This window comes from Salipiger bermudensis HTCC2601, assembly GCF_000153725.1.
Classification (GTDB): domain Bacteria; phylum Pseudomonadota; class Alphaproteobacteria; order Rhodobacterales; family Rhodobacteraceae; genus Salipiger; species Salipiger bermudensis.
In genome coordinates this window covers 3,222,396-3,245,173 of sequence record NZ_DS022276.1, presented here as the reverse complement: position 1 = coordinate 3,245,173, position 22,778 = coordinate 3,222,396, and the positions used below count along the sequence as shown (strand labels likewise).

The following is a 22,778-nucleotide window of genomic DNA, read 5'->3' as shown; positions in this document are numbered from 1 at the left end:
GCATAGATCAGGCGCAGCGCCGGATCGGTGACGAGAATGGGAGCCGGGTCGCCTTCGGCAAAGGCGCAGACCGCGGCAAAGCTGCGCGCGTCGCGGCGCCGCCCGAGCGCATAGCTCACCAGCGCCAGCCCGGCGGTGGTGGCAAAGGCTGCGGCGGCGGCCAGCATGCCGGTCCGCAGCACCGGCTGCGCGCTCAGAAGCGCGGCAAGTCCGCTGGCCAATGCCAGCGCGACCAGAACCCCGGTGCTGCGCAAGATGCTGCGCGCCCCGCGCGCCTTCAGCCGCTCTGCCGCCGTGCCCTCGGTCACCTGGCCCCCTTTCGCCGGTCGCGGCACCCCGTCCGGGAGGCCTCGCAACCGGTCTTAGTCACCGGGCATTAACCAAAGGTAAACCAGGCCCCGGAGACACCCCCCCGGTTGCACAGCTTGCCGGGGAACACGCTCCCGCGTCAAGCGGGCCAGGTCAGTCCGGCGCGGTGAGGCAGGCGACGTAGAACCCGTCCCCGCCGTCGGAGGGCAGGAACTGTCGCTCCCGGGCCAGGCTCCAGCCGGGATGACCGGCGAGGAATGCCGCCACCCGCGCGCCGTTCTCGGTCGCAAGCATCGAACAGGTGGCATAGGCCAGCGTGCCGCCGCGGGCGACAAGCGGGGCCACGGTGTCGAGGATCCGGCCCTGGATGGCGGTGAGCTCGGCCAGACCGTCTGCGGTCAGGCGCCACTTCCCCTCCGGCGCGCGTCGCCATGAGCCGCTGCCGGAACAGGGCACGTCGCAGAGGACAAGATCATACGGGCCGCGTGGCTCTTGCGTGATCGCGATCTCGGCTCCGGCTCGGATCGCGCGCGCAGGCAGATCGGACATGCGGGCGGGGTTGGCGTCATGCGCCTCGACCAGCCCCGAGAGCCGGGACGCCATGGCCAGCGCCTTGCCGCCGCCGCCAGCGCAATAATCGAGCACGCGCTGCCCCGGGGCCAACGGCAGCGCCGCGACCACGGCCTGGCTGGCAGCATCCTGCAGCTCGACGAGGCCATCCGTGAAGGCCTTCGAGCGCGCCACCTTGCGGGCGCCCTCGATGACCTCCAGCGCGGTGTCGGCCAGAGGCGCGGGCCGCGTGGCGATCCCGTCCGCGGAGAGCGCCGCGATGGCCGCGGCCTGGGTTGCGCGCAGGGTGTTGATGCGCAGGAAGACCGGCGCCCGATGGCGCAATTGCTCGGCTGTCGCCGCCGCCTCCGCGCCGAGGCTCGCCTGCCAGTCGGACCAGAGCCAGTCGGGCAGATCAAGCGCCTCGGCCCCCTCCGGCACCCGGCCCGCGGCGCGCTCGGCGTCGCCGAGCGGCTTGGGCGCATGGCCCTGTCCGGTGAACAGCGTGTCGGGATCGGTGCCTTGCTGGCGCAGCAGGCCAAGCATCCGTGCGCGCCCGCTCTCGCCGCCGCCCGAGGCCGCGGTCGAGCGCCAGCGGCGCATCACGTCGAAGACATGGTCGCGCACCGCGGCACGATCCTTGGAGCCCGCGAAGCGCGAGGCCCGTGACCAGCCGAGCAGAGCCTGCTCGGCCGGTGTGCCCGCGGCGATGCGGTCGAGGACCTCCGCCGCGGCCTGTACCCGTGCCGCCGGCGTCATCCGATGCGGTAGTTCGGGCTTTCGCGGGTGATCTGCACGTCGTGCACGTGGCTCTCGCTGAGGCCCGCATTGGTGATCTTCACGAAATTGCAGTTCTTGCGCATCTCGTCGACGGTGCCGTTGCCGGTATAGCCCATCGCCGCGCGCAGGCCGCCCACCAGCTGGTGGATCACTGCGCCGGCCGAGCCCTTGTAGGGCACCTGACCCTCGATGCCCTCGGGCACCAGCTTGTCCGAGGCCGCGTCCTTCTGGAAGTAGCGGTCGGCGGAGCCGCGCGCCATGGCGCCGAGCGAGCCCATGCCGCGATAGGCCTTGAACGAGCGGCCCTGGTAGAGGATCACCTCGCCCGGGCTTTCGTCGGTGCCGGCGATCATGCTGCCCACCATGGCGCAGGAGGCCCCCGCTGCGATCGCCTTGGCGAAATCGCCCGAGAACTTGATGCCGCCATCGGCGATCACCGGGACGTCGCCTGCGGCCTTGGCGCAATCCATCACCGCGGTGAGCTGCGGCACGCCGACGCCCGCGACCATGCGGGTGGTGCAGATCGAGCCCGGCCCGATGCCGACCTTGACCGCATCGGCCCCGGCCTCGATCAGCGCGCGGGTGGCATCGGCGGTGGCCACGTTGCCGGCAATCACCTGCAGCTCGTTCGAGAGTTGCTTGGCACGGGACACGGCCTCGAGCACGCCCTGCGAATGGCCGTGGGCCGTGTCGATCACCACGATGTCGACGCCGGCATCGACCAGCGCCTCGGTGCGCTCGAAGCCGGACTCGCCGACACCGCTGGCCGCGGCGCAGAGCAGACGGCCGAGCCGGTCCTTGCTGGCCGAGGGGTTGACCACGGCCTTCTCGGTGTCCTTGAGCGTCAGAAGACCGGTGAGCTTTCCGGCAGCGTCGGTGACCAGAAGCTTCTCGATGCGGCGCGCGCGCATCAGGCTGATCGCCTCGTCGCGGTCGGCCGGTTCCTGCAGGATGGCGAGGTTCTCGGAGGTCATCATGACCCGAACGGGCGTGTCGTCCTTCTGGGCGAAGCGCATGTCGCGGTTGGTCACGATACCGACCACGTGCTTCTTCTCGTCGACCACCGGGAAGCCGGTAAAGCCGTAGCGCTCGGTGAGCGCCTTGGCGTCGGCCAGCGTCTGGTCCGGCGTCAGGGTCACCGGGTTGTAGACGATGCCGCTCTCGAAGCGCTTGACGCGGCGCACCTGCTGGGCCTGCTCCTCGACGGTGAGGTTCTTGTGGATCACCCCGATGCCGCCGGCCTGCGCCATGGTAATGGCCATGCGGGCCTCGGTCACGGTGTCCATGGCCGAGCTCAAGAGCGGGATGTTGAGGGCGATGGATTTGGTCACGCGGGTGCGGGTGTCAGCGGTGCTGGGCAGCACGCTGGACGCCGCGGGAACGAGAAGAACGTCGTCGAAGGTGAGCGCCTCGCGAATCTCCATGGGGTGGCTCCTTGGGAGGGGATCGGTTGGCACGTCCCTATTGCACGGATGCGCGGGAGGCGAAAGCCCCCTTCCTCGGGTCCGGCGACATCCGCCGGCCCGGCCCTGCGCCGGCATGATGGGCGTAGTAGGACACTGCGCCTTTGTTCACAGCGCCGGTCTTTCGGTCCCGGCCTCTCATGAGCGGAGGCAGGAAGGGCCCGCGCTCAGTTGCCGGTCGGCTTGACTGGAGGATGGGCCGACAGGACGCCGCTGGAGGCAGGCCGCTCGGCCCCCTTCCCCGAGCTATCGCAGAGCGACCAAACCTTGCCTGCCTGGAGCCGCTGACCGATCTCCGCCCGGCCCGAGCATCGGCCTGCGCCTTGCCCGTCGCGCCGCGGCACGTTGCAGCGGCCATTGGTGCGCTGCCGGGTTTGGGGTCAGAAAGGCCATGCCGCGTCGACCCCAGGCCGGGGTTCGGCCTTGGCCCGCCGTCGTATCCGCCGGATCGCGTGGCCAAACAGACCACATTGCGCTGCACGTCGAGCGTCGCCCCTGGCGCGCTCGGGAGCGCGGACGTTCAGCCCGCCAAGGGCAAACCTTGGTGTTGCGCCTCTTTCGGGCGCTCTGGTTCTTCGGTAAGCACTTATTGTATATATACATTCGATATAATCCTGCCTCCGTCATGACGTGAAGAGACGATCCGAGGCCGGAGGGTGTCAATCGGCAGGCAATCTTGGGTCCGACCCAATTTCTGTGACGCCTTGAACTGATGCGGTGGATGCCCCCACCAACGGCATCTCATATGCCATGATGGTTCCATTGGAACCGAACGGAGGGCACATCGATGACGACGAATATCAGCATGCTGGCGATCGACCTTGCGAAGGGTAGCTTCCAGGTCTGCGCCATCGGGCCGGAGGGGGCGGTTCTATACAACCGAAGTATGTCGCGGACGCGGCTTGCGTCCCTTCTTGCCGAGCAGCCAGCTTGCATCGTGGCGATGGAGGCCTGCGCCACGTCGCACCATTGGGGCCGGGTGGCGCAACTGCACGGCCACGAGGCTCGGCTTGTTCCGGCGACCTACGTGAAGCCGTTCGTAAAGCGCCAGAAGAATGATCGCGCGGACGCGGAAGCCATCGCGGAGGCGGCCTTGCGCTCGACTATGCGCTTCGTGGCGGTCAAGAGCGCCGAGACCCAGGCGCGCGCGGTCGCATTCCGGACACACCAATGCCTGGTCCGGCAACGCACGCAGCTTATCAACGGGCTACGAGGACATCTGGCCGAGTTCGGACTCGTGGCGCCGAAGGGCCCGGCGAGCCTGAACGCGCTGGACGACGAGGCCACGGACCTGCCAAGCCCGGTTCGTGAGATGGGCGCGATTTACCTCGACCAAATCGCGCGCCTCACTGCGGTGATCGAACAACTGGCGGACGAACTCCAGGCGGCATCGAAGGCAGATGCACAGCTGCGACGATTGTGTACCATCCCCGGGATCGGCCCGGTCACCGCTGGCGCGGTCTCGGCATTTGCACCGGACCTCGATACATTTGACAGCGGACGAAACTTCGCAGCGTGGCTCGGCCTGGTACCCCGGCAGAGGTCCACCGGCGGCAAGACGAGGCTCGGCTCGGTCAGCAAGATGGGCCAAACTGACATCCGCCGCCTTCTGATTGTCGGCGCCATGAGCGTGATCCGTTGGGTGGTTCGCAAGGGCGGCAGTGCGAACCGCTGGCTGGCTGCGCTGGTGGCGCGCAAGCCCAGGATGGTCGCGGCCGTCGCGTTGGCGAATAAGATGGCTCGCATAATCTGGGCCATGACAACGAAGAAAGAGGATTATCGAATGCCGTGATCTGGGCCCGAGCAGGGCCTGAACACGGCATGGCCGCAGGGCCGGGGTGAGCGATCGACGAGGAGTAGGCGACACGGACTTCGAAGTTCAAGGCGGGAGATTCAGTCCCGGGGCTCGAGCGCTTGCAGCTCTCTGAACCGATGTGAACCCAGCCTTCCGAACAGCATACCGGCCCGTGGCGTCATGGAAGGCCACGCTCAGAGGCCTGACACACGTCCGATCGAAGACCCCGCCGACAAATCGAAGATCATGCTTGCCAAACAGGGGGCATCCACACACGACGCCAAATGTAGGGCCTAGGCCGCAAAACATCACACGATGTGCGTCAGAGCCATCTGGCGGCGCCGATTGACATGTTGCACGCTTTTCGCCGAACAGCCTGCCTGCCCGATGGCGATTCAGGCTTGCAGCCTTTCGCATCGCCGGACTTGGGTTGCCCGGTCCCATCCTCCTGAGCTTCCATTGGCCCTCCTGCGTATGCCAAACCGTTCGCCGCTTGCCAGACGCGCCACAAAGACGATGCCTCCCATCCAACCGGAGTCGTCCCAGGGAAAGTGCAATACAAGGGCAGAACAGAGGGGCGCTGCCCCCTCTTGGCGCTGTGCGCCAATTCACCCCCGAGGTATTTTGGAACCAGAGAAGACAGGAGCGCAGCATCCCTGGCTTCTCTTCGTCAAAAATACTCCCGCCGGAGGCGTCCTGCCTTTGCCACGAGCCGAGGCGCACGGAGGGCGGCCGCAGCGCTCGGCAATTGCGTCGGGTGCCGCGCTGGCGCAGGGTGGCGCCAAGATCGAGCGAGATGGAGACAACCTTGGCACATGGATACGAGAGCGGCCGGCTGAACCTGCCCTTCACCGGCATCTGCACCTTTGCGAAAAAGCCCTTCGTTGCGGACTGGAGGGCCATCGACGCCGATGCCGCCATCCTCGGCGCGCCCTATGACGCCGGCACCCAGTGGCGGGCCGGGGCGCGGTTCGGGCCGCGCGGCGTACGCGAGGCCTCGACGCTGTTTTCCTTCGGCCATGCAGGGGCCTATGACCACGAGGACGACGTCACCTACCTTGGCGAGGAGGTGCGCATCGTCGACATGGGCGACGCCGACATCGTGCACACTGACACGATCGCCAGCCATGCCAACATTCGTGAAGGCGTCGAGGCTGCGCTGGCGGCCGGCGCGCTGCCGGTGGTGATCGGCGGCGACCACTCGGTCAACATCCCCTGCATCGAGGCCTACAAGGGTCACGCCCCGTTCCACATCCTGCAAATCGACGCGCATCTCGATTTCGTCGACGAGCGCCACGGCGTCACCCGCGGCCACGGCAACCCGATGCGCAGGGCCGCGGAAAAGGACTGGGTCAGCGGGCTCACGCAGGTCGGCATCCGCAATGTCAGTTCCACCGCCAAGGAAGGCTATGACGCCGCCCGCGCCATGGGCTCCGACATCCTGTCGGTGCGGCAGGCGCGCGGGCTTGGCGCGCCGGGCGTGGCGCAGCGCATCCCGGAGGGCGTTCCGGTCTACATCACCATCGACATCGACGGCTTCTGCCCCTCGATCGCGCCGGGCACCGGCACCCCGAGCCATGGCGGCTTTCTCTATTACGAAGTGCTCGAGATCCTGCAGCAGGTCGCCAACCGCCACGACATCGTCGGCATCGATCTCGTCGAGGTGGCGCCCGATTACGATCCCACCGGCTCGACCTCGATCCTCGCCGCACAGATCCTGATGAACCTGCTGGGCTTCGTGTTCCACGCCCGCGGCAAGCGGATGCCTGCCGGATAGGCAGCCCGCCTCATCTAGGCCGAACAATGGCCCGGAAACTGCGGCACGCAGGAAACAACCTGCGCGTGAAACAGGCAGAGTCGAGCGCATCGGCGCGGAACCGCTTGCGGGAAAGCCGAAGCTGCGGAAAGCTCGAGGGGAGCAGAAAAACAACATGAGAGCCAAAGGCCCATGCCCCTCCCCCTCAACGGCGTCACCATCGTCGATTTCAGCCGCATCCTCTCCGGGCCCTACGCCACGATGATCCTTGCCGATCTCGGTGCCGCGGTGATCAAGGTCGAGCGCCCCGGCAAGGGCGACGACGCCCGCCGGCTTCCGCCGCTCAAGGATGGCAAGAGCGCCTATTTCGCCGCCGTGAACCGTGGAAAGCGCTCGATCGCGCTGGATCTCGATGTCGAGGCAGACCGCGCCCTGCTTGACCGCATCCTCGCCCGCGCCGATGTTCTGGTGGAGAACTTCCGCCCCGGGGTAATGGCGCGGCACGGGCTCGACTGGGACACCCTTCACGGCCGCTTCCCGCAGATGCACTACGCCTCGGTGAGCGGCTACGGCCAGACCGGCCCCGACGCCAAGCGGCCCGCCTATGACACCGTGGTGCAGGCGCGCGGCGGGCTGATGGGGCTCACCGGCACGCCGGACGAGCCGCGCCGGGCGGGCAGCTCGGTGGGGGATCTGGCGGGGGGCATGTTCCTCGTGCAGGGCATTCTCGCGGCGCTCTACGCCCGGCAGGCCGACGGCACGGGGCGGCGCATCGACGTGGGCCAGCTCGACGCGCAGGTGGCGCTGATGGACCAGGCCATCGCGCAGGCGGCCCTGAACGACACGGCCCCGAGCAACGCCACGCGGCACCCCTCGATCGCGCCCTGCGAGGCGGTGGCCGCCTCGGATGGCCCCTTCGTTCTGGCCGCGGGCACCGACGCGCAGTTCGAGAAGCTCTGCCTGACGCTTCAGCTGCCGCTCGCCGACGATCCGCGCTTTGCCGACAATGCCGCGCGCCTGACCCATGCGCGGCTTCTCAAACGCCTGATCGAGGCGGTGACGCTGGAATTCCCGCGGTCCCACTGGCTGGCCAAGCTCACCGCCGCCGGCATCCCCTGCGCGCCGATCCAGAGCATGGAGCAGGTGATGAAGGACCCGCAGCTGCTGGCACGCAACATGATCGTCGATGTGCTCGACCGCTATGGCCGTGCCACCTTCAAGGCCGCCGGCAACCCGATCAAGATCTCGGGCATGGAGGACCGCCCCGCGCGCCCCGCCCCGCCCGAGCTCGACGGCAACCGCGCCGATATCCTGCGCTGGCTCGACACCGACTGACGCGCAGCTGCCGCGCGGTGTCGCATCCGGGCAGTCGCGTGCCGGCCCCGGGGCTATGCTGAGGGGGCGCAACAGGCAGGCCGGACCATGACCCAAGACCCCCTCGTCGTCTTCACCCCCTCGGGCAAGCGCGGCCGCGTTCCGGCAGGCACGCCGGTTCTGGCGGCAGCACGACAGCTTGGGGTCGATCTCGATTCGGTCTGCGGCGGGCGCGGCATCTGCTCGAAATGCCAGGTCGCGCCGGCCTTCGGAGACTTTGCCAAGCACGGCATCCACTCGGAGCCCGGCGCGCTGTCTGAATGGAACAAGGTCGAGGCGCGCTATCACGAGAAGCGCGGGCTGGCGGAGGGGCGTCGCCTCGGCTGCCAGGCACAGATCATGGGCGACGTGGTCATTGACGTGCCCGCCGGAAGCCAGGTGCACCGGCAGGTGGTGCGCAAGGACGCCACCGCGCGGGCCATCGCCATGGACCCGGCGACCCGGCTGCACTTCGTCGAGGTCGGGGCGCCCGACATGCACGAGCCCACCGGCGATCTCGAGCGGCTCGAACGGGCGCTGAAGGCGCAATGGGGCATCGCCGGGATCCGGGCCGCACTGCCGCTGCTCGCGCAGCTCCAGCCAGCTCTGCGCAAGGGCGATTGGCGCGTCACCGTGGCGCTGCACCGGCGCGCGGCGGACGCGGTGCCCGAGCTGGTGGCGATCTGGCCGGGGCTGCACGAGGACGGCATATTCGGACTCGCCATCGATCTCGGCTCGACCACCATCGCGGCGCATCTCACGGATCTGGACACCGGGGCGGTGGTGGCCTCGGCAGGGATCATGAACCCGCAGATCCGTTTCGGCGAAGACCTGATGAGCCGGGTTTCCTACGCCATGATGACCCCGGGCGGCGCGCTCGAGATGACCCGCTCGGTGCGCGAGGCGCTGTCGACCCTGATCAGCGAGATCGCGCACGAGGCCAAGATCGACCCGGCGCTGATTCTCGAAGCCACCTTCGTCTGCAACCCGGTGATGCACCACCTTTTGTTGGGCATCGACCCGGTGGAGCTGGGCCAGGCGCCTTTCGCGCTGGCGACCTCCTCGGCCCTCGATCTTGGCGCCGATGAGCTGGGTCTGACCTCCCTGCCCGCTTGCGCGCAGGTCTACCTGCTGCCCTGCATCGCAGGCCACGTCGGAGCCGACGCCGCGGCGGTGGCGCTGTCCGAGCAGCCGGGCCAGTCGGAGGATCTGGTGCTGGTGGTCGATGTCGGCACCAATGCCGAAATCCTGCTTGGTGACCGCGAGCGCGTTCTGGCCTGCTCCTCGCCCACCGGGCCGGCCTTCGAGGGGGCGCAGATCAGCTCGGGCCAGCGCGCCGCGCCCGGCGCCATCGAGGCGGTGCGCATCGATCCCGGGACAAAGGAGCCGCGCCTGCGCGTCATCGGCTGCCCGCTCTGGTCCGACGAGCCGGGCTTTGCCGAAGCCACCGCGGCAAGCGGCATCACCGGGATCTGCGGCTCGGGCATCATCGAGGCGGTGGCAGAGATGCGCATCGCGGGACTGCTGGATGCGGGAGGGCTGATCGGCTCCGCCGAGCAGACGGGCAGCGCGCGCAGCATCCCGGAGGGCCGCACCCATGCCTACGTGCTGCATGACGGCCGTGCCGATGGCGGGCCGCTGGTCACGGTCACCCAGGGTGACATCCGGGCAATCCAGCTTGCCAAGTCGGCACTCTATGCCGGCGCGCGCCTGTTGATGGATACGCGCGGCGTGGATCGCGTCGACCGGGTGGTGCTCGCAGGGGCCTTCGGGGCGCATATCTCGCCGCTGCACGCGATGGTGCTGGGAATGATTCCCGACGTGCCGCTCGACAAGGTCAGCTCGGCCGGCAACGCCGCCGGCACCGGAGCGCGCATCGCGCTCTGCAGCCTCGCGGCGCGGCGCCAGATCGAGCGCGACGTGCACGCGATCACCAAGGTCGAGACCGCCATCGAGCCACGTTTCCAGGAGCATTTCGTGGCCGCAAACGCGATCCCGCACGCTTCCGACCCGTTCCCGGAGCTGTCCAGGCACGTCACCCTGCCCGACACCCGCTTCAACGCCCATGCAGAGGGCGGCGGCCGGCGCAGGCGACGGCGCGGCTGACCCCGGTTTCCGCCTCCGCGAAGAGCGCTGTGTCACCCGCAGGACGCGATCCAGCCGGCAACACGCTTTCGTCTGTTGCGTGGCGCGCGCGGGCATGGTTCCTCGGTCGAGGACAAACGGAGATCGCCCATGCTGCGCCGCCTTTACGACTGGACCATGTCGCTGGCCGACCACCCCAAAGCGCTCTGGGCGCTTGCCCTCGTCTCGTTCATCGAGGCCTCGGTGTTTCCGATCCCGCCCGACGTGCTGATGATCCCGATGGTGCTCGCCGCGCCGCGCAAGGCCTGGCTCATCGCGCTGGTGGCGACGGTCTCGTCGGTGCTCGGCGGTCTCGCGGGCTACGGCATCGGGCATTTCTTCTTCGAAAGCATCGGCCGCCCGATCCTCGAGTCGATGGGCAAGGCCGACCAGATGGCCGCCTTCAACGAACGCTTCAACGGCGTCGGGTTCTGGGCCGTGCTGATCGCCGGCGTGACGCCCTTCCCGTTCAAGGTCATAACGATTATGTCGGGCTGGACGGCGATGCCGCTCGGAACCTTCATCGTCACCTCGATCGTGGCGCGCGCCCTGCGCTTCTTCGTGGTCGCAGGTCTGCTCTGGGGGTTCGGCCAGCCGATCCGGCACTTCATCGAGCGCCGCCTCGGGATCGTCTTCACGCTCTTCGTGCTGCTGCTCGTCGGCGGCTTCTATATCGTGAGATACCTATGACACCGACCCGCAACCTTCTCATCCTGCTGGCCGCCGCCGGCTCTGTCGCTGTGCTGCTGGGGGCGCTCGGCTTCCAGTACCTGGGCGATCTGCCGCCCTGCAAGCTGTGCATCTACCAGCGCTGGCCGCATGTCGCCGCCGTGGTGATCGCGCTCGGCGCCCTGGCCACCCGCGGCCCGGCGCTGCCGAGCCTCGGTGCGCTTGCGGCGCTGAGCACCGCCGGCATCGGCTTCTACCACACCGGCGTCGAGCGCGGCTGGTGGGAAGGCCCGACCAGCTGCACCGCCTCCGGCTCGGTCACCGGCATCAGTGCCGACGACCTTCTCAACCAGATCATGAGCGCCGAGATCCAGCGCTGCGACGACGTGCTCTGGGATCTTTTCGGCCTGTCCATGGCCAGCTGGAACACCATCGCCAGCCTCGTCTTCATGGCGCTCTGGATCTGGGCCGCCCTTAAAAGCAAGGCCTGAACCAAAGTTGCAGAGGCCCGGATCTGCATCCTTTGATGCATGGTCCAGGCCCGCCGAGGCTGACATCTCCTGTCCACGAGGCGCCGGATCCCCCGGCCCCGTCCATCCTCGACAGGAGACCCCCATGATCAAATCCATCGCCGCCGCCCTGACCGCCCTCGCCCTTGCCGGACCGGCCTTCGCCTCGCCTGACGTCGACGCCGCCACCCAGAGCCAGATCCGAGGGAAGCTCACCGCAGAGGGCTACGAGGTCCGCAAGATCGACAACGAGGACGGCATGATCGAGGTCTATGCCCTCAAGAACGGCGAGCGGTTCGAACTCTATCTTGACGCCGATCTGAACGTCGTGCGCAGCAAGACCGAAGACTGAGCCGCCGCCCGGCGCGGCCCGTCGTCTGTCCCCCCGGATGTTTCCCCGGGCCGCGCCCCCTCTTTCGGGAGCCCCCCATGACACGCCATTACATATGGGACCCGCTGCTGCGGCTGTTCCACTGGAGCCTCGCGGGCTTCTTCATCGCCAACGCCCTGCTCACCGATCCCGAGAGCCAGCTGCACGAGACCATCGGCTACGCCATCGCGGCGCTGCTGGTGATCCGACTGATCTGGGGCGTCGTCGGACCGCACTCGGCGCGCTTCTCGAGCTTCCTGCCAAGCCGCTCCGGCATCCGTGGCCAACTGACAGACATGGCCACCGGGCGGCGCCGGGTGCATCTGATGCACACGCCGCTCGGGGCGCTGATGATCTTCAACCTGCTGCTCACCCTCGCCGCCATCGTGGCGACCGGCTACATGATGACGACCAACGCCTTCTGGGGCGTCGACTGGGTCGAGGAGACCCACGAGGCGCTGGTCACATGGGCGGAGATCTCGGTCTTCCTGCATGTCGGCGCGGTGGTCTTCGACAGCCTGCGCACCGGGGTCAATCTGCCGCGGGCGATGATCACAGGTACCAAATCCGTGCCGGAGGGTGCAAAGATCGAGCCATGACGGATCGAGTCCTGCCCGCCTCCGAGCGCGCCTCTCCGATGATGGCGCTGATCGCCGTGCAGAGCCTCTGCGCGGCGTTCTTCCTTGCCGACGTCGCCAGCGACGGCCTCGAGATCGGCTGGCCCCCCTTCACCCACTGGCATTTCATGATCGAGTTCGCAGCCGCGCTCAGCCTGATCGCCGCCGTGGCCGTCGAGATCCGCTGGCTGATGGCCCTGCTGCGGCGCAAGGCCCATCTCGAGCGGCAACTGTCGCTGGCCTCGGGCGCCTTTCACGACATCGTCGCGGCGCAGTTTCGCGGCTGGGGCCTGACCCCGTCGGAAGAGGACGTGGCGATGTTCACTCTCAAGGGCCTGTCGATCCCCGAGATCGCCGAGCTGCGCGGGTCTGCGGAGGGCACGGTGAAATCCCATCTCAACGGCATCTATCGGAAAGCCGGCGTCAACGGGCGCGGCGCCTTTCTCAGCCTGTTCATCGAGGAACTGATGACCACCGCCCCCGGCAGCGCGCCAGATCGCGCGTGACAGCCCGCGCGCGCTCTGGCATCAGGCTCGTCATGACCAATCGGATCGCCATATGGATCGGGCTGCTGATCCTCGCTGCGCTGGCCGCGGACACCCTGATCTGGGGCTCGGAGCATTTGGTGTTTCTGGGGCGTAAGTTCTTCGCATTGCTGGATTGGATGGCCTTCTGGCGCTAATCGCTCTGCCGCCTCCCGGGGCAGGTTGACTTAGCGGCGGCAACCTGATGACCTGCGCCCAACCTTCAGTATTTCGATAGCAAGGAGATACCCATGACCGTCAAAGTCGCAATCAACGGCTTCGGGCGCATTGGCCGGAACGTGCTGCGTGCCATCATCGAGTCGGGGCGCACCGACATCGAGGTCATCGCGATCAACGATCTCGGCCCGGTCGAGACCAACGCCCACCTGCTGCAGTTCGACAGCGTCCATGGCCGCTTCCCGCAGGAAGTGACCGTCTCCGGCGACACCATCGACGTCGGCCGCGGCCCGATCAAGGTCAGCGCCGAGCGCAACCCCGCCGACCTGCCCTGGGGCGATGTCGACGCGGTGCTGGAATGCACCGGCATCTTCACCGCCCGCGACAAGGCGGCCCTGCACCTCGAGAACGGTGCCAAGCGGGTGCTGGTCTCGGCCCCGGCGGCGGGCGCCGACAAGACCATCGTCTACGGCGTCAATGACAGCGTGCTGACCAAGGACGACATCGTCGTGTCGAACGCGTCCTGCACCACCAACTGCCTGTCGCCGGTGGCCAAGGTTCTCAACGATGCCATCGGCATCGAAAAGGGCTTCATGACCACGATCCACTCCTATACCGGCGACCAGCCGACGCTGGACACCATGCACAAGGATCTCTACCGCGCCCGCGCCGCGGCGCTGTCGATGATCCCGACGTCGACCGGCGCCGCAAAGGCCGTGGGCCTCGTGCTGCCGGAACTCAACGGCAAGCTCGACGGTGTCGCGATCCGCGTGCCGACCCCGAACGTCTCGGTCGTCGATCTGACCTTCGAGGCCAAGAAGACCACCACCGTGGACGAGATCAACGACGCCATCCGCGCCGCGGCAGACGGCCCGCTCAAGGGCGTGCTGGGCTACACCGACAAGGCCAATGTCTCGATCGACTTCAACCACGATCCGCATTCGTCGATCTTCCACACCGACCAGACCAAGGTCATGGAAGGCACCATGTGCCGCATCCTGACCTGGTACGACAACGAGTGGGGCTTCTCGAACCGCATGTCGGATACCGCCGTTGCCATGGGCAAGCTGATCTGATCCTGCGGATCTGATCGCGGCCCGGGACCGCCATGAAAGCCTTCAGGGCGGGGTCGGAAACGGCCCCGCCCTTTCTCTTGCCTGTCTGTTTCTTGCCTCTCTTTCAGCCTGCCCTGTCTTTCAGCCTGCCTGCATGCCTGTCCTTGGACCTGCCTGTCTTCAAACCTGTGTGCCTGCCTTCCCCCCTGCCTGACGGTCACTCGTTCTGCATCCGCCGCGCCACCGCATAGCCATGCCGCGCGCTGCGAGGCTGCACACCCGGCGCGACAATGGGATCCGACATCGCCAGGCCCGGCGGCGGCGCGTCGCCGGCCCGTGCGGTGCCCTGAACCGTGCCTGATGTGCGTGGGCGCGACGGCGCGGCCTGCGGCAGCCGACGCGTCGGGCGTGCCCCGAAGGATCGGATATCCATGCGATCACCTCCTGATCATTGGCTGTCTCGATGCCGTTAACCCTACGCACGGAAGGTTAAGATCTTCCTGACGGCGCCGTCTGACGACATCGCCTCGCACCGCGCCATGCAAAAATTGCAGGACGGGGTTGGAATTTCGGAAATTGTGCTGCGCCGCAGCGAACCCTAGGTTAGCGCCAACAGCAACGAAGGGGGGAGCTACGGAGACACCGCATGACCCGCCTTATCGCAACGCTCAGAACCCGTCTTGATCAGCGCGCCCGGTACAAGCGCACCCTGCGCGAACTGCGCCGGATGTCGCTCGACACCGCGCTCGATCTGGACATCTACCGCGGCGACCTGCGCCGCATCGCATCAGAGGCCGTCTACGGTCAGGCCCGCGCCTGACTGCCGGCCCCAAGACACACGAAGGACCGTGACCATGACCGTACTGAACAACATCTACCGCCGCTACGCCTATCGCCGCACGCTCTACACGCTGCGCAACCTGCCCGAGCGCACGCGCATGGACTGCGACATTGCCGGGCACGAGAACGAGATTGCCCGCCGCGCGGTCTACGGCGCCTAAGCTCCGTCGAAGCGCTTCACGAGCGCTTCGTGCACCGGTGGCGTGACGAATTTGCTCACGTCGCCGCCGAGACGCGCGATCTCCTTGACCAACTTCGAGGCAATGGCCTGATGCCGGGCTTCGGCCATCAGGAACACCGTCTCGACGCTGTCATCAAGCGACCGGTTCATCCCGACCATCTGGAATTCATACTCGAAATCCGCGACCGCGCGCAGGCCGCGGACGATGATCTGCGCGCCGACATCGTGGGCGCAATCGATCAGCAGATTCTCGAACGGGTGGGCGACGATCTCGGTGCCGGTCTCTTCGGAGAGGGCCCGGCATTCCGACTCGATCATCGCGACGCGCGTCTCGAGATCGAAGAGCGGCCCCTTGTCGCGGTTGATCGCGACGCCGATCACCAGTCGATCCACCAACGCCGCAGCGCGGCGGATGATGTCGATATGGCCAAGCGTGATTGGGTCGAAGGTGCCGGGATATAGGCCGATGCGCATAGGGCTGCCCCTGATCTGTCAGTTTCAGGCACGCAACAATATTGCGCCCCTGAATGCAACCCCTTGACCGCTGTCGGGCCCGCCGTCAGTGCCCCATGATCATGCCCTGAAGCGCCTCTTTCTCCATCGAAAGCTCGGCAATCTGTGCCGCCACGAGGTCGCCGATCGAGATCATTCCGACCATGACACCCTCCTCGACCACGGGCATGTGGCGGAACCGGCCCTCCGTCATCCGCGCCAGAACCACGTTGCTGTCCTCGTCGCGGGTGCAGGTCTGAAGGTTGGTGGTCATCAGCGCGTCGACCGTGGCCGTGAGCACATCGGCACCCTGCGCCGACAGCACCCGCACGATATCGCGCTCCGACAGGATCCCCAGCGGGGTCTGGCCATCTTCCGAAATCACCACGCCGCCGATGCGCCGTTCCGCCAGCATTCGTACCGCCTCGGCCACCGTGGTGGCCGGTGGCACGGTGACGACGCCGTCATCCGCCTTGTCCTTGAGAATCTGCTGCACCTGCATCCGGCTCTCCTCCATGCCTTCTCTGCGCGTGCATCCAGCGTCCGGCGCCTGCGACAATCTGTCAAGTCAGACCTTCGAGCAGGGTAAGTTCTTTGCGAATCCCCTGCGCCAGCGCCTCGGCAAAGGCGTTGAGCCGCCCTAGGCGGCGATCGTCCTCGTGGCGCACGAGATAGAAACTGCGGGTGATCTCGACCTCCTCCGCCAGCACCTTGCGCAGCCCCGGCGCCGCCGGCAGCGCGAAATCGTGCACGATCCCGAGCCCGGCGTGCTGGCGCAGCCAGTGGAACTGCACCGAGACGCTGTTCGAGGCCAGCCGCACGCGATCGACGCCAAGATCGGCGAGATAATCGAGCTCCTTGTCGAAGATCATGTCGGGGATGTAGCCGACGACGCGGTGCTCGCGCAGATCGGCGCGGCTGCGGATCGGCGGATGCTCCGCGAGATACGTCTCGGAGGCGGCTAGGTGCAGCTTGTAGTCGGCGAGCTTCTGCACCACCAGCCGCCCGGCGGTGGGCGCCGAGACGCCGATGGCGATGTCGGCCTCGCGCCGCGACAGGTTCACGATCCGCGGCAGGGCGACGATCTGGATCTCGAGATCGGGGTTCTGCGCGCCGATCTCGGCGCAGACCTGCGGCAAAAGGAAATTGGCGCAGCCGTCGGGCGCGCCGATGCGGATCTGCCCCGACATGCCTTCGCCCGCGCCGCGCACCGCCTCGGCGCCCTGTCCGAGCGCCTGCTCGGCCTCCTCGGCATGGGACAGCAGCCGCGCCCCGGCCTCGGTCAGCGCGTAGCCCTGCGGGCTCTTGGCAAAAAGCGGCTGGCCCAGCGTTTCCTCGAGCCGCCCGATGCGCCGTCCCACCGTGGCCGGGTCCATGCGCAGCACGCGGCCGGCGCCCGAGAGGCTGTCTCCCCGCGCCACGGCAAGGAAAATCCGCAAATCATCCCAGTTCCCGCGCATCCACGAACCTCTATTTTTGCAAAACCCTTTTGCCCGATTACCTCTGTCGCCTGCATTTGCGCAAGACTAAGGTGTCGCCAAACCCGACCAGCAGGAGGCGCGATCATGAAAGAACTGACGCATTTCATCAACGGACAGCACGTGAAGGGCACGTCTGGCCGCTTCACCGAGGTGTTCAACCCGGCCACCGGCGAAGCCATCGCCAAGACGCCGCTCGCCACCGTGGACGAGCTCAACGACGCGGTCGCCAAGGCCGCCGAGGCGCAGAAGGCCTGGGGCGCGACCAACCCGCAGCGCCGCGCCCGCGTGATGATGAAGTTCGGCGCCCTGATCAACGAGCACATGGACGAGCTGGCCGAGATGCTCTCGATGGAGCACGGCAAGACCCTGCCCGACGCCCGCGGCGACGTGCAGCGCGGTCTCGAGGTGGTCGAGGTCTGCATGGGCGCACCGCACATGCTCAAGGGGGAGTACACCGACGATGGCGGCCCCGGCATCGACCTCTACTCGATGCGCCAGCCGCTCGGCGTGGTGGCCGGCATCACCCCGTTCAACTTCCCCGCCATGATCCCGCTGTGGAAGATGGCCCCGGCGCTGGCCTGCGGCAACGCCATGATCCTCAAGCCGTCCGAGCGCGTGCCCTCGACCTCGCTGCGTCTGGCCGAGCTGATCATCGAGGCCGGCCTGCCCGAGGGCGTGCTGCAGGTGGTCAACGGTGACAAGGAAGTGGTCGACGCGATCCTCGACAACGAGGAAATCGCGGCGGTGGGCTTCGTCGGCTCGACGCCGATCGCGCAGTACATCTATGGCCGCGCCGCCACCAACGGCAAGCGCGCCCAGTGCTTCGGCGGCGCCAAGAACCACATGATCATCATGCCCGACGCCGATCTCGACAAGGCCGCCGACGCACTTGTGGGCGCCGGGTTCGGCGCCGCTGGCGAGCGTTGCATGGCGATCTCGGTGGCCGTTCCGGTGGGTCAGGAAACCGCCGATGCGCTGGTCGAGAAGCTGGTGCCGCGCATCGAGAAGCTCAAGGTCGGCCCCTACACCGCCGGCGAGGACGTCGATTATGGCCCCGTCATCACCGGCGCCGCCAAGAGCCGCATCGAGGGGCTGATCAGCTCGGGTGTGGATCAGGGCGCCAAGCTGGTGGTCGACGGACGCGACTTCACGCTGCAGGGCTACGAGAACGGCTTCTTCGTGGGCCCGTCGCTGTTCGACAACGTCACGCCGGACATGGACATCTACAAGGAAGAGATCTTCGGCCCGGTGCTGAGCCAGGTCCGCGCGGGATCGTATGACGAGGCGCTCGAGCTGGTGATCGACAACCCTTATGGCAACGGTACGGCGATCTACACCGCCGACGGCGACACCGCGCGCGACTTTGCGCACCGGGTCAACGTGGGCATGGTCGGCATCAACTTCCCGATCCCGGTGCCGCTCTCGTACCACACCTTTGGTGGCTGGAAGAAATCCGCCTTCGGCGATCTCAACCAGTACGGCCCCGACGCCTTCCGCTTCTACACCAAGACCAAGACCGTCACCGCACGCTGGTTCTCGGGGATCAAGGAAGGCGGCGAGTTCAACTTCAAGGCCATGGACTGACGCACAGCCCATCTCGCCGACGCCAAGACGCGCCCCGGACCGGCCAGGTCCGGGGCATTTTTTGTGCAGGATGTGTTCTGCGACGTGTCTTGCCGGTTGCGATTTTCGTCAGTCTTGCGAGCCAGACTTGCGCCACCGTGGAGGTCAAGGCATACCGCACGGTATGAGGAGGGTCCGCAGAGTCAGCGGACGGCCGGCCTCCGATTAAATGAGTACTTTTTTATCAAACAGTTGGTGAGCCTCCGTATGCCTGTCGCTTTCCGAATCCTGCCCCGGTCGGGACTTGTCTACACGCGGTTCGAGGACCGCATCCTGATCGACGAGATCATTTCTACCTTCCGCGAGTACAGCCGGCATCCCGATGCACATCCGGCTCAGAAGCATCTTGTCGACCTATCACGTGTCAGCGCCATCTCGTGGGACTACGTGAAACTCATGCAGCTTCAGGCCCTCAAGGCCGGCTTCTTCTGCGGCGGGGGCAGCCAGACGCTCAAGGTCTATTACTGCCCGACCAAGCTGTCGCTCTCCGTCTCCAAGATGATCCTGCGCTCCTGGGACGGGGTCGGCTCCGTGGTTCCGATCCTGCAACAGCACCAGGACGACGCTCTGTCGGTGCTCGGGCTCCAGCAGGAGCGCTTCTCCAATCTTCTGGCAGATCACGGCTGAGACCGACCGCCGGGCTTGCCCGGCGGCGTCTGCTCTGCTTTCCTCGGTGAACGCCATCGAAGGGAGGGGCCGATGCAGACGCCGGAGTTCAGCCTCGGGATCGAGGAGGAATACCTTCTCGTCGACCGCGACACGCTGGCGCTCAGCGAGGCGCCCAAGCGCCTTCTCGAGGCCTGCAGCGAAGAGCTCGAGGGGCAGGTCAGCCCGGAATACCTGCAATGCCAGATCGAGATCGGCACCCTGCCCTGTGCCGATATCGCCACCGCGCGCGAGGATCTCAGGCGGCTGCGGGCGGCGATCTCGAAACACGCGGCGCGCTACAACCTCGCGCCGATCGCCGCCTCGTGCCACCCGCTGGCGCATTGGAAGAACCAGCACCACACCGACAAGGAGCGCTACCGCGACCTGCGGCGCGATCTCGGCGGCGTGGTGCAGCGCATGCTGATCTGCGGCATGCACGTGCATGTGGGTCTCGGCGACGACCAGCTGCGCGCCGACCTGATGCGGCAGGCCGGTTACTTCCTGCCCCACCTGCTGGCGCTCTCGACCTCCTCGCCGTTCTGGCAGGGCATCGACACCGGGCTGGCGAGCTACCGCATCTCGGTTTTCGACAACCTGCCACGCACCGGACTTCCGCCCCATTTCACCAACTGGCAGGACTACCAGCGCTCGGTGCAGGCGCTGGTCGATCTCGGCATCATCGAGGACAGCTCGAAGATCTGGTGGGACCTGCGCCCCTCGGCCCGCTTCCCCACGCTGGAAACCCGCATCATGGACGTGCAGCCCCGGCTCGAGGACGCGCTGATGCTGGCGGCGATCAACCAGTGCATCCTGCGGATGCTCTGGCGGCTGCGGCGGCAGAACCTGCGCTGGCGGATCTATGAGAACTTCCTGATTGGCGAGAACCGCTGGCGGGCGCAGCGCTACGGCATCACCGAGGGTCTGATCGATTTCGGCGCCGCGCAGATCACCCCCTTCGAGGATCTCACCGAGGAGCTGATCTTGCTCATCGCCGAGGATGCCGAGGCGCTCGGCTGCGTGGCCGAAGTCGAGCGCTGCCGCAAGATCGTGGCCGAGGGCAACTCCTCGTCGCGGCAGCGTGCGGTGGCTGCGGCCCATCCCGAGGATGGGGAAGAGCAGATGCGCGCCGTGGTCAGCCATCTCATCGAGGAATTCCACGAAGGTCTCTGACAACCGGCGGGCGGCGGCTGACGCGAAACCGGGCAGATCCGCAAAAGAATTCGCCCTGCGAGCGTGTCGCGGGGAGGTAATCGGGTTGCGGAAACCCTAGATATGCCATGAGGATAGAGCGGCACCTGAACGCCGCAACTGAACAGAGGCCCGCCACACCGAAATGCACCCATGATGGTCACCCTGAGACAAACCACCTACCTGCTCGCGCTGCTCATCATGATCGGCTACCTGTTGCATATCGGCAAGCCGGTGCTGCTGCCGGTACTGATCGCGGTGATCTCGGTCTACATCCTGTTCGACGTGACCGCGCGGCTCGGACAGGTGCCGGTGATCGGCCTGCTGCCGTCGATCCTGCGGCGGATCCTCGTTCTGCTGGCCTTCACCGTCGTGCTGGTGGCGCTGTTCACCTACGTGCTCGACACCTTCACTCAGGTCGCCGCCGTGCTGCCGAGCTACAAGGCCAATCTCGACAGCCTGATGACCCATGTGGCGCAGCTCGTCGGGGTGGATGATGAGCCGAGCTGGGCCAAGCTGCGGTCGATGACCTTCGACCGGCTCGAGATCCAGCCCTTCATCGGCCCGGTGATCCTGTCGATCCGCGGGCTTGGCGGCACGCTGTTCCTCGTGGTGCTCTACGCCTCGTTCCTGACGGCGGAACGTGCCGGCATGGCGCGCAAGCTCAACCTCGCGCTCGAGGGCAATGCCGATGCCGAGAACCGCACCATCGCGCTGATCAACCGCATCAACACCCGGATCGGCGACTACCTGTCGGTGAAGACGGTGGTGAACATCATCCTCGGGGCGCTGTCCTACGGGGTCATGCTGCTCTTCGGCATCGACTTCGCGCTGTTCTGGGCCATCCTCATCGCGCTGCTCAACTACATCCCCTATATCGGCTCGCTGATCGGGGTGATCTTCCCGGTGCTGCTGAGCCTCGCGCAGTTCGGCTCCTTCACCGTGGCCTCGCTGGTGGCGGTGTCGCTGACCGCGGCGCAGATGTTCGTGGCCGGCTATCTCGAGCCACGGATGCTGGGCCGGGCGTTCAACCTCAGCCCCTTTGTCGTGCTCTTCGCTCTGGCGTTCTGGAGCGCGCTCTGGGGGCTGCCCGGCGCGGTGCTGGCAGTGCCGCTCACCGCGAGCCTGATCATCGTCATGGCCGAGATCGACGTCACCCGCCCCTTCGCCATCCTGCTTTCGGCCTCCGGCAAGGTCTGACGCCCCGCCCGCGTGTTCCGCGCAAATATCTCACTCCACGTCACATTTTCGGGAACCGCGACGCGCTGTCGCAGGTTGCGCCTCCGTAGGGACCGAATTTGACGGGGCAGGCGGTTGCGGCGAGGCATTCTTCTGATCATTCCGGCGCTGCTCGCGGGCTGCGACGGGCGCCACAACTGGCTGGCCTCCGCCGGTGCCGAGGCGCAGCGCGTCGAAGAGCTGTTCTGGGTGCTGCTGCTCGGCGCCGCGGTGATCTGGAGCCTTGTGATCGGCGCCGCTGTCTACGCCCATCGCCGACAGGTCGATCCCTCCCTCGAGACGCAGGCGCGGCGCTTCATCCTTTGGGGCGGCGCGGTGTTTCCGACGGTGGTCGTGGGTGCTCTGCTGGTTTGGGGGCTTGTCATCCTGCGCGACATCACCTCCGACGAGGGCGACCTCACCGTGCGTGTCGACGGTGAGCGCTGGTGGTGGCGGGTGATCTACGAGACGCCAGAGGGCGACGTGGTGACGGCCAACGAGATCCGGCTTCCCGTCGACCGCACTGCGCTTTTCCGGCTCACCGCCGATGACGTGATACATTCCTTCTGGGTGCCGGCGCTTGGCGGCAAGATGGACATGATCCCGGGGCGCGAGACCACGCTGGCGCTGACCCCGATCCAGACCGGCAACTGGGGCGGGCTCTGCGCAGAGTATTGCGGCGGCGCCCACGCCCTGATGCGCTTCGATGCCATCGTGATGGAGCAGGACGCCTTCGACACCTGGCTTGCCGCGGAGGCAGAGGCGGCGCAGGTCGCTGGCGACGACCGTGGTTTCGAAATCTTCCAGGAGGAGGGCTGCGGCGCCTGCCACACCATCCGCGGCACCGACGCGCAAGGCCCCGTGGGCCCCGACCTCACCCATCTTGCCGCCCGCGAAAAGCTGGGCGCGGGGATCTACGACATGACGCCCGAGACCATGGCGCGCTGGATCACCGACACGCACGAGATGAAGCCCGATATCGACATGCCCCCCTATCCCGACCTGCAGGGTGACCGGCTCGACCGGCTCGTCGCCTTCCTGATGAGCCTGGACTGAC

At 67.0% G+C, this 22,778-nt stretch carries 24 protein-coding genes and 1 pseudogene; 18 read left to right on the top strand and 7 right to left on the bottom strand.

All coding sequences use genetic code 11. The features are described 5' to 3' along the window. The 3 genes and pseudogenes from R2601_RS27035 to guaB all read right to left on the bottom strand — a co-directional run. Window positions 1-308, bottom strand: a pseudogene (locus R2601_RS27035) (hypothetical protein); the annotation flags it as partial. Between the two features lie 154 nt (window positions 309-462). Beyond that, on the bottom strand, window positions 463-1,617 hold the full coding sequence (locus tag R2601_RS15310; RefSeq protein ID WP_007799930.1) for an RsmB/NOP family class I SAM-dependent RNA methyltransferase: 1,155 nt from the start codon (window positions 1,615-1,617) through the stop codon (window positions 463-465). Beyond that, on the bottom strand, window positions 1,614-3,062 hold the full coding sequence (gene guaB, locus R2601_RS15305; RefSeq protein WP_007799928.1) for an IMP dehydrogenase: 1,449 nt from the start codon (window positions 3,060-3,062) through the stop codon (window positions 1,614-1,616). Before guaB ends, R2601_RS15310 begins: the two co-directional genes overlap by 4 nt. Window positions 3,063-3,888: 826 nt before the next feature. Here guaB and R2601_RS15300 point away from each other — a divergent pair. The 11 genes from R2601_RS15300 (at window position 3,889) to gap (ending at window position 14,071) form a co-directional block, all read left to right on the top strand. Then, window positions 3,889-4,893 (top strand): IS110 family RNA-guided transposase, encoded by a 1,005-nt coding sequence (locus R2601_RS15300; RefSeq protein WP_007799926.1) that lies wholly within the window; start codon window positions 3,889-3,891, stop codon window positions 4,891-4,893. Between the two features lie 799 nt (window positions 4,894-5,692). Further along, window positions 5,693-6,673 carry an agmatinase gene (gene speB / locus R2601_RS15295; protein ID WP_007799923.1) on the top strand — a complete coding sequence of 327 codons (981 nt, stop codon included), beginning with the start codon at window positions 5,693-5,695 and terminating at the stop codon, window positions 6,671-6,673. A gap of 171 nt (window positions 6,674-6,844) precedes the next feature. After that, window positions 6,845-7,987 carry a CaiB/BaiF CoA transferase family protein gene (locus R2601_RS15290; RefSeq protein WP_007799922.1) on the top strand — a complete coding sequence of 381 codons (1,143 nt, stop codon included), beginning with the start codon at window positions 6,845-6,847 and terminating at the stop codon, window positions 7,985-7,987. An 87-nt stretch (window positions 7,988-8,074) separates the two neighbouring features. Further along, window positions 8,075-10,111, top strand: coding sequence for an ASKHA domain-containing protein (locus R2601_RS15285; protein WP_007799920.1), 2,037 nt, complete (start codon window positions 8,075-8,077; stop codon window positions 10,109-10,111). A gap of 129 nt (window positions 10,112-10,240) precedes the next feature. Beyond that, window positions 10,241-10,819: a YqaA family protein gene (locus tag R2601_RS15280; protein WP_007799918.1), complete on the top strand. Its 579-nt coding sequence runs from the start codon at window positions 10,241-10,243 to the stop codon at window positions 10,817-10,819. Next, window positions 10,816-11,289 (top strand): disulfide bond formation protein B, encoded by a 474-nt coding sequence (locus R2601_RS15275; RefSeq protein WP_007799916.1) that lies wholly within the window; start codon window positions 10,816-10,818, stop codon window positions 11,287-11,289. Before R2601_RS15280 ends, R2601_RS15275 begins: the two co-directional genes overlap by 4 nt. Before the next feature lie 124 nt (window positions 11,290-11,413). Beyond that, a complete protein-coding gene (locus R2601_RS15270; protein WP_007799914.1) occupies window positions 11,414-11,659 on the top strand; it encodes a PepSY domain-containing protein in 246 nt (81 codons plus the stop codon). Window positions 11,660-11,736: 77 nt separating this feature from the next. Next, on the top strand, window positions 11,737-12,276 hold the full coding sequence (locus tag R2601_RS15265; RefSeq protein WP_007799912.1) for a cytochrome b/b6 domain-containing protein: 540 nt from the start codon (window positions 11,737-11,739) through the stop codon (window positions 12,274-12,276). Beyond that, window positions 12,273-12,800: a helix-turn-helix transcriptional regulator gene (locus R2601_RS15260; RefSeq protein WP_007799910.1), complete on the top strand. Its 528-nt coding sequence runs from the start codon at window positions 12,273-12,275 to the stop codon at window positions 12,798-12,800. The genes R2601_RS15265 and R2601_RS15260 overlap by 4 nt, the downstream gene beginning before the upstream one ends. A 32-nt stretch (window positions 12,801-12,832) precedes the next feature. Continuing rightward, on the top strand, window positions 12,833-12,976 hold the full coding sequence (locus R2601_RS27030; RefSeq protein ID WP_040545421.1) for a hypothetical protein: 144 nt from the start codon (window positions 12,833-12,835) through the stop codon (window positions 12,974-12,976). A 93-nt stretch (window positions 12,977-13,069) separates the two neighbouring features. Further along, window positions 13,070-14,071 carry a type I glyceraldehyde-3-phosphate dehydrogenase gene (gap, locus tag R2601_RS15250; protein WP_007799906.1) on the top strand — a complete coding sequence of 334 codons (1,002 nt, stop codon included), beginning with the start codon at window positions 13,070-13,072 and terminating at the stop codon, window positions 14,069-14,071. A gap of 196 nt (window positions 14,072-14,267) precedes the next feature. Here the strand turns inward: gap and R2601_RS15245 are convergent, their stop codons facing one another. Continuing rightward, window positions 14,268-14,483: a hypothetical protein gene (locus R2601_RS15245; RefSeq protein WP_007799904.1), complete on the bottom strand. Its 216-nt coding sequence runs from the start codon at window positions 14,481-14,483 to the stop codon at window positions 14,268-14,270. A 213-nt stretch (window positions 14,484-14,696) separates the two neighbouring features. On the opposite strand from R2601_RS15245, the gene R2601_RS27025 reads away from it, so the two are divergent. Then, complete coding sequence (locus R2601_RS27025; protein WP_007799902.1) at window positions 14,697-14,870, top strand: hypothetical protein; 174 nt, start codon at window positions 14,697-14,699, stop codon at window positions 14,868-14,870. A 34-nt stretch (window positions 14,871-14,904) separates the two neighbouring features. After that, window positions 14,905-15,051, top strand: coding sequence for a hypothetical protein (locus tag R2601_RS15240; protein WP_007799900.1), 147 nt, complete (start codon window positions 14,905-14,907; stop codon window positions 15,049-15,051). On the opposite strand, the gene coaD is transcribed toward R2601_RS15240, so the two are convergent. The 3 genes from coaD to R2601_RS15225 all read right to left on the bottom strand — a co-directional run bounded on the left by coaD (window position 15,048) and on the right by R2601_RS15225 (window position 17,023). Then, window positions 15,048-15,545, bottom strand: coding sequence for a pantetheine-phosphate adenylyltransferase (coaD, locus tag R2601_RS15235; protein WP_007799898.1), 498 nt, complete (start codon window positions 15,543-15,545; stop codon window positions 15,048-15,050). The genes R2601_RS15240 and coaD overlap by 4 nt on opposite strands. An 85-nt stretch (window positions 15,546-15,630) precedes the next feature. Continuing rightward, a complete protein-coding gene (locus R2601_RS15230) occupies window positions 15,631-16,065 on the bottom strand; it encodes a CBS domain-containing protein (protein ID WP_040544780.1) in 435 nt (144 codons plus the stop codon). Window positions 16,066-16,126: 61 nt separating this feature from the next. Then, window positions 16,127-17,023 (bottom strand): LysR family transcriptional regulator, encoded by an 897-nt coding sequence (locus R2601_RS15225; protein ID WP_007799894.1) that lies wholly within the window; start codon window positions 17,021-17,023, stop codon window positions 16,127-16,129. Window positions 17,024-17,128: 105 nt separating this feature from the next. Between R2601_RS15225 and R2601_RS15220 the strand changes: the two genes are divergently transcribed. From R2601_RS15220 to coxB, 5 genes are all read left to right on the top strand, one after another. Further along, window positions 17,129-18,628 carry a CoA-acylating methylmalonate-semialdehyde dehydrogenase gene (locus R2601_RS15220; protein ID WP_007799893.1) on the top strand — a complete coding sequence of 500 codons (1,500 nt, stop codon included), beginning with the start codon at window positions 17,129-17,131 and terminating at the stop codon, window positions 18,626-18,628. Between the two features lie 246 nt (window positions 18,629-18,874). Beyond that, the gene (locus tag R2601_RS15215) at window positions 18,875-19,294 is read left to right on the top strand and encodes a hypothetical protein (RefSeq protein WP_007799891.1); all 420 of its coding nucleotides are present in this window, start codon (window positions 18,875-18,877) and stop codon (window positions 19,292-19,294) included. A 72-nt stretch (window positions 19,295-19,366) separates the two neighbouring features. Continuing rightward, complete coding sequence (locus R2601_RS15210) at window positions 19,367-20,485, top strand: carboxylate-amine ligase (RefSeq protein WP_007799890.1); 1,119 nt, start codon at window positions 19,367-19,369, stop codon at window positions 20,483-20,485. A 171-nt stretch (window positions 20,486-20,656) separates the two neighbouring features. After that, complete coding sequence (locus R2601_RS15205; RefSeq protein ID WP_007799888.1) at window positions 20,657-21,703, top strand: AI-2E family transporter; 1,047 nt, start codon at window positions 20,657-20,659, stop codon at window positions 21,701-21,703. 114 nt (window positions 21,704-21,817) lie between these two features. After that, the gene (gene coxB / locus R2601_RS15200; protein WP_007799887.1) at window positions 21,818-22,777 is read left to right on the top strand and encodes a cytochrome c oxidase subunit II; all 960 of its coding nucleotides are present in this window, start codon (window positions 21,818-21,820) and stop codon (window positions 22,775-22,777) included. The last annotated feature ends 1 nt before the right edge of the window (window position 22,778 follow it).

What these genes read in the sequence shown, in the direction of transcription:
- R2601_RS15310 (WP_007799930.1), bottom strand. Translation starts at nt 1,617, where the DNA reads ATGACGCCGGCGGCACGGGTACAGGCCGCGGCGGAGGTCCTCGACCGC.
- guaB (WP_007799928.1), bottom strand. Translation starts at nt 3,062, where the DNA reads ATGGAGATTCGCGAGGCGCTCACCTTCGACGACGTTCTTCTCGTTCCC.
- R2601_RS15300 (WP_007799926.1), top strand. Translation starts at nt 3,889, where the DNA reads ATGACGACGAATATCAGCATGCTGGCGATCGACCTTGCGAAGGGTAGC.
- speB (WP_007799923.1), top strand. Translation starts at nt 5,693, where the DNA reads ATGGAGACAACCTTGGCACATGGATACGAGAGCGGCCGGCTGAACCTG.
- R2601_RS15290 (WP_007799922.1), top strand. Translation starts at nt 6,845, where the DNA reads ATGCCCCTCCCCCTCAACGGCGTCACCATCGTCGATTTCAGCCGCATC.
- R2601_RS15285 (WP_007799920.1), top strand. Translation starts at nt 8,075, where the DNA reads ATGACCCAAGACCCCCTCGTCGTCTTCACCCCCTCGGGCAAGCGCGGC.
- R2601_RS15280 (WP_007799918.1), top strand. Translation starts at nt 10,241, where the DNA reads ATGCTGCGCCGCCTTTACGACTGGACCATGTCGCTGGCCGACCACCCC.
- R2601_RS15275 (WP_007799916.1), top strand. Translation starts at nt 10,816, where the DNA reads ATGACACCGACCCGCAACCTTCTCATCCTGCTGGCCGCCGCCGGCTCT.
- R2601_RS15270 (WP_007799914.1), top strand. Translation starts at nt 11,414, where the DNA reads ATGATCAAATCCATCGCCGCCGCCCTGACCGCCCTCGCCCTTGCCGGA.
- R2601_RS15265 (WP_007799912.1), top strand. Translation starts at nt 11,737, where the DNA reads ATGACACGCCATTACATATGGGACCCGCTGCTGCGGCTGTTCCACTGG.
- R2601_RS15260 (WP_007799910.1), top strand. Translation starts at nt 12,273, where the DNA reads ATGACGGATCGAGTCCTGCCCGCCTCCGAGCGCGCCTCTCCGATGATG.
- R2601_RS27030 (WP_040545421.1), top strand. Translation starts at nt 12,833, where the DNA reads ATGACCAATCGGATCGCCATATGGATCGGGCTGCTGATCCTCGCTGCG.
- gap (WP_007799906.1), top strand. Translation starts at nt 13,070, where the DNA reads ATGACCGTCAAAGTCGCAATCAACGGCTTCGGGCGCATTGGCCGGAAC.
- R2601_RS15245 (WP_007799904.1), bottom strand. Translation starts at nt 14,483, where the DNA reads ATGGATATCCGATCCTTCGGGGCACGCCCGACGCGTCGGCTGCCGCAG.
- R2601_RS27025 (WP_007799902.1), top strand. Translation starts at nt 14,697, where the DNA reads ATGACCCGCCTTATCGCAACGCTCAGAACCCGTCTTGATCAGCGCGCC.
- R2601_RS15240 (WP_007799900.1), top strand. Translation starts at nt 14,905, where the DNA reads ATGACCGTACTGAACAACATCTACCGCCGCTACGCCTATCGCCGCACG.
- coaD (WP_007799898.1), bottom strand. Translation starts at nt 15,545, where the DNA reads ATGCGCATCGGCCTATATCCCGGCACCTTCGACCCAATCACGCTTGGC.
- R2601_RS15230 (WP_040544780.1), bottom strand. Translation starts at nt 16,065, where the DNA reads ATGCAGGTGCAGCAGATTCTCAAGGACAAGGCGGATGACGGCGTCGTC.
- R2601_RS15225 (WP_007799894.1), bottom strand. Translation starts at nt 17,023, where the DNA reads ATGCGCGGGAACTGGGATGATTTGCGGATTTTCCTTGCCGTGGCGCGG.
- R2601_RS15220 (WP_007799893.1), top strand. Translation starts at nt 17,129, where the DNA reads ATGAAAGAACTGACGCATTTCATCAACGGACAGCACGTGAAGGGCACG.
- R2601_RS15215 (WP_007799891.1), top strand. Translation starts at nt 18,875, where the DNA reads ATGCCTGTCGCTTTCCGAATCCTGCCCCGGTCGGGACTTGTCTACACG.
- R2601_RS15210 (WP_007799890.1), top strand. Translation starts at nt 19,367, where the DNA reads ATGCAGACGCCGGAGTTCAGCCTCGGGATCGAGGAGGAATACCTTCTC.
- R2601_RS15205 (WP_007799888.1), top strand. Translation starts at nt 20,657, where the DNA reads ATGATGGTCACCCTGAGACAAACCACCTACCTGCTCGCGCTGCTCATC.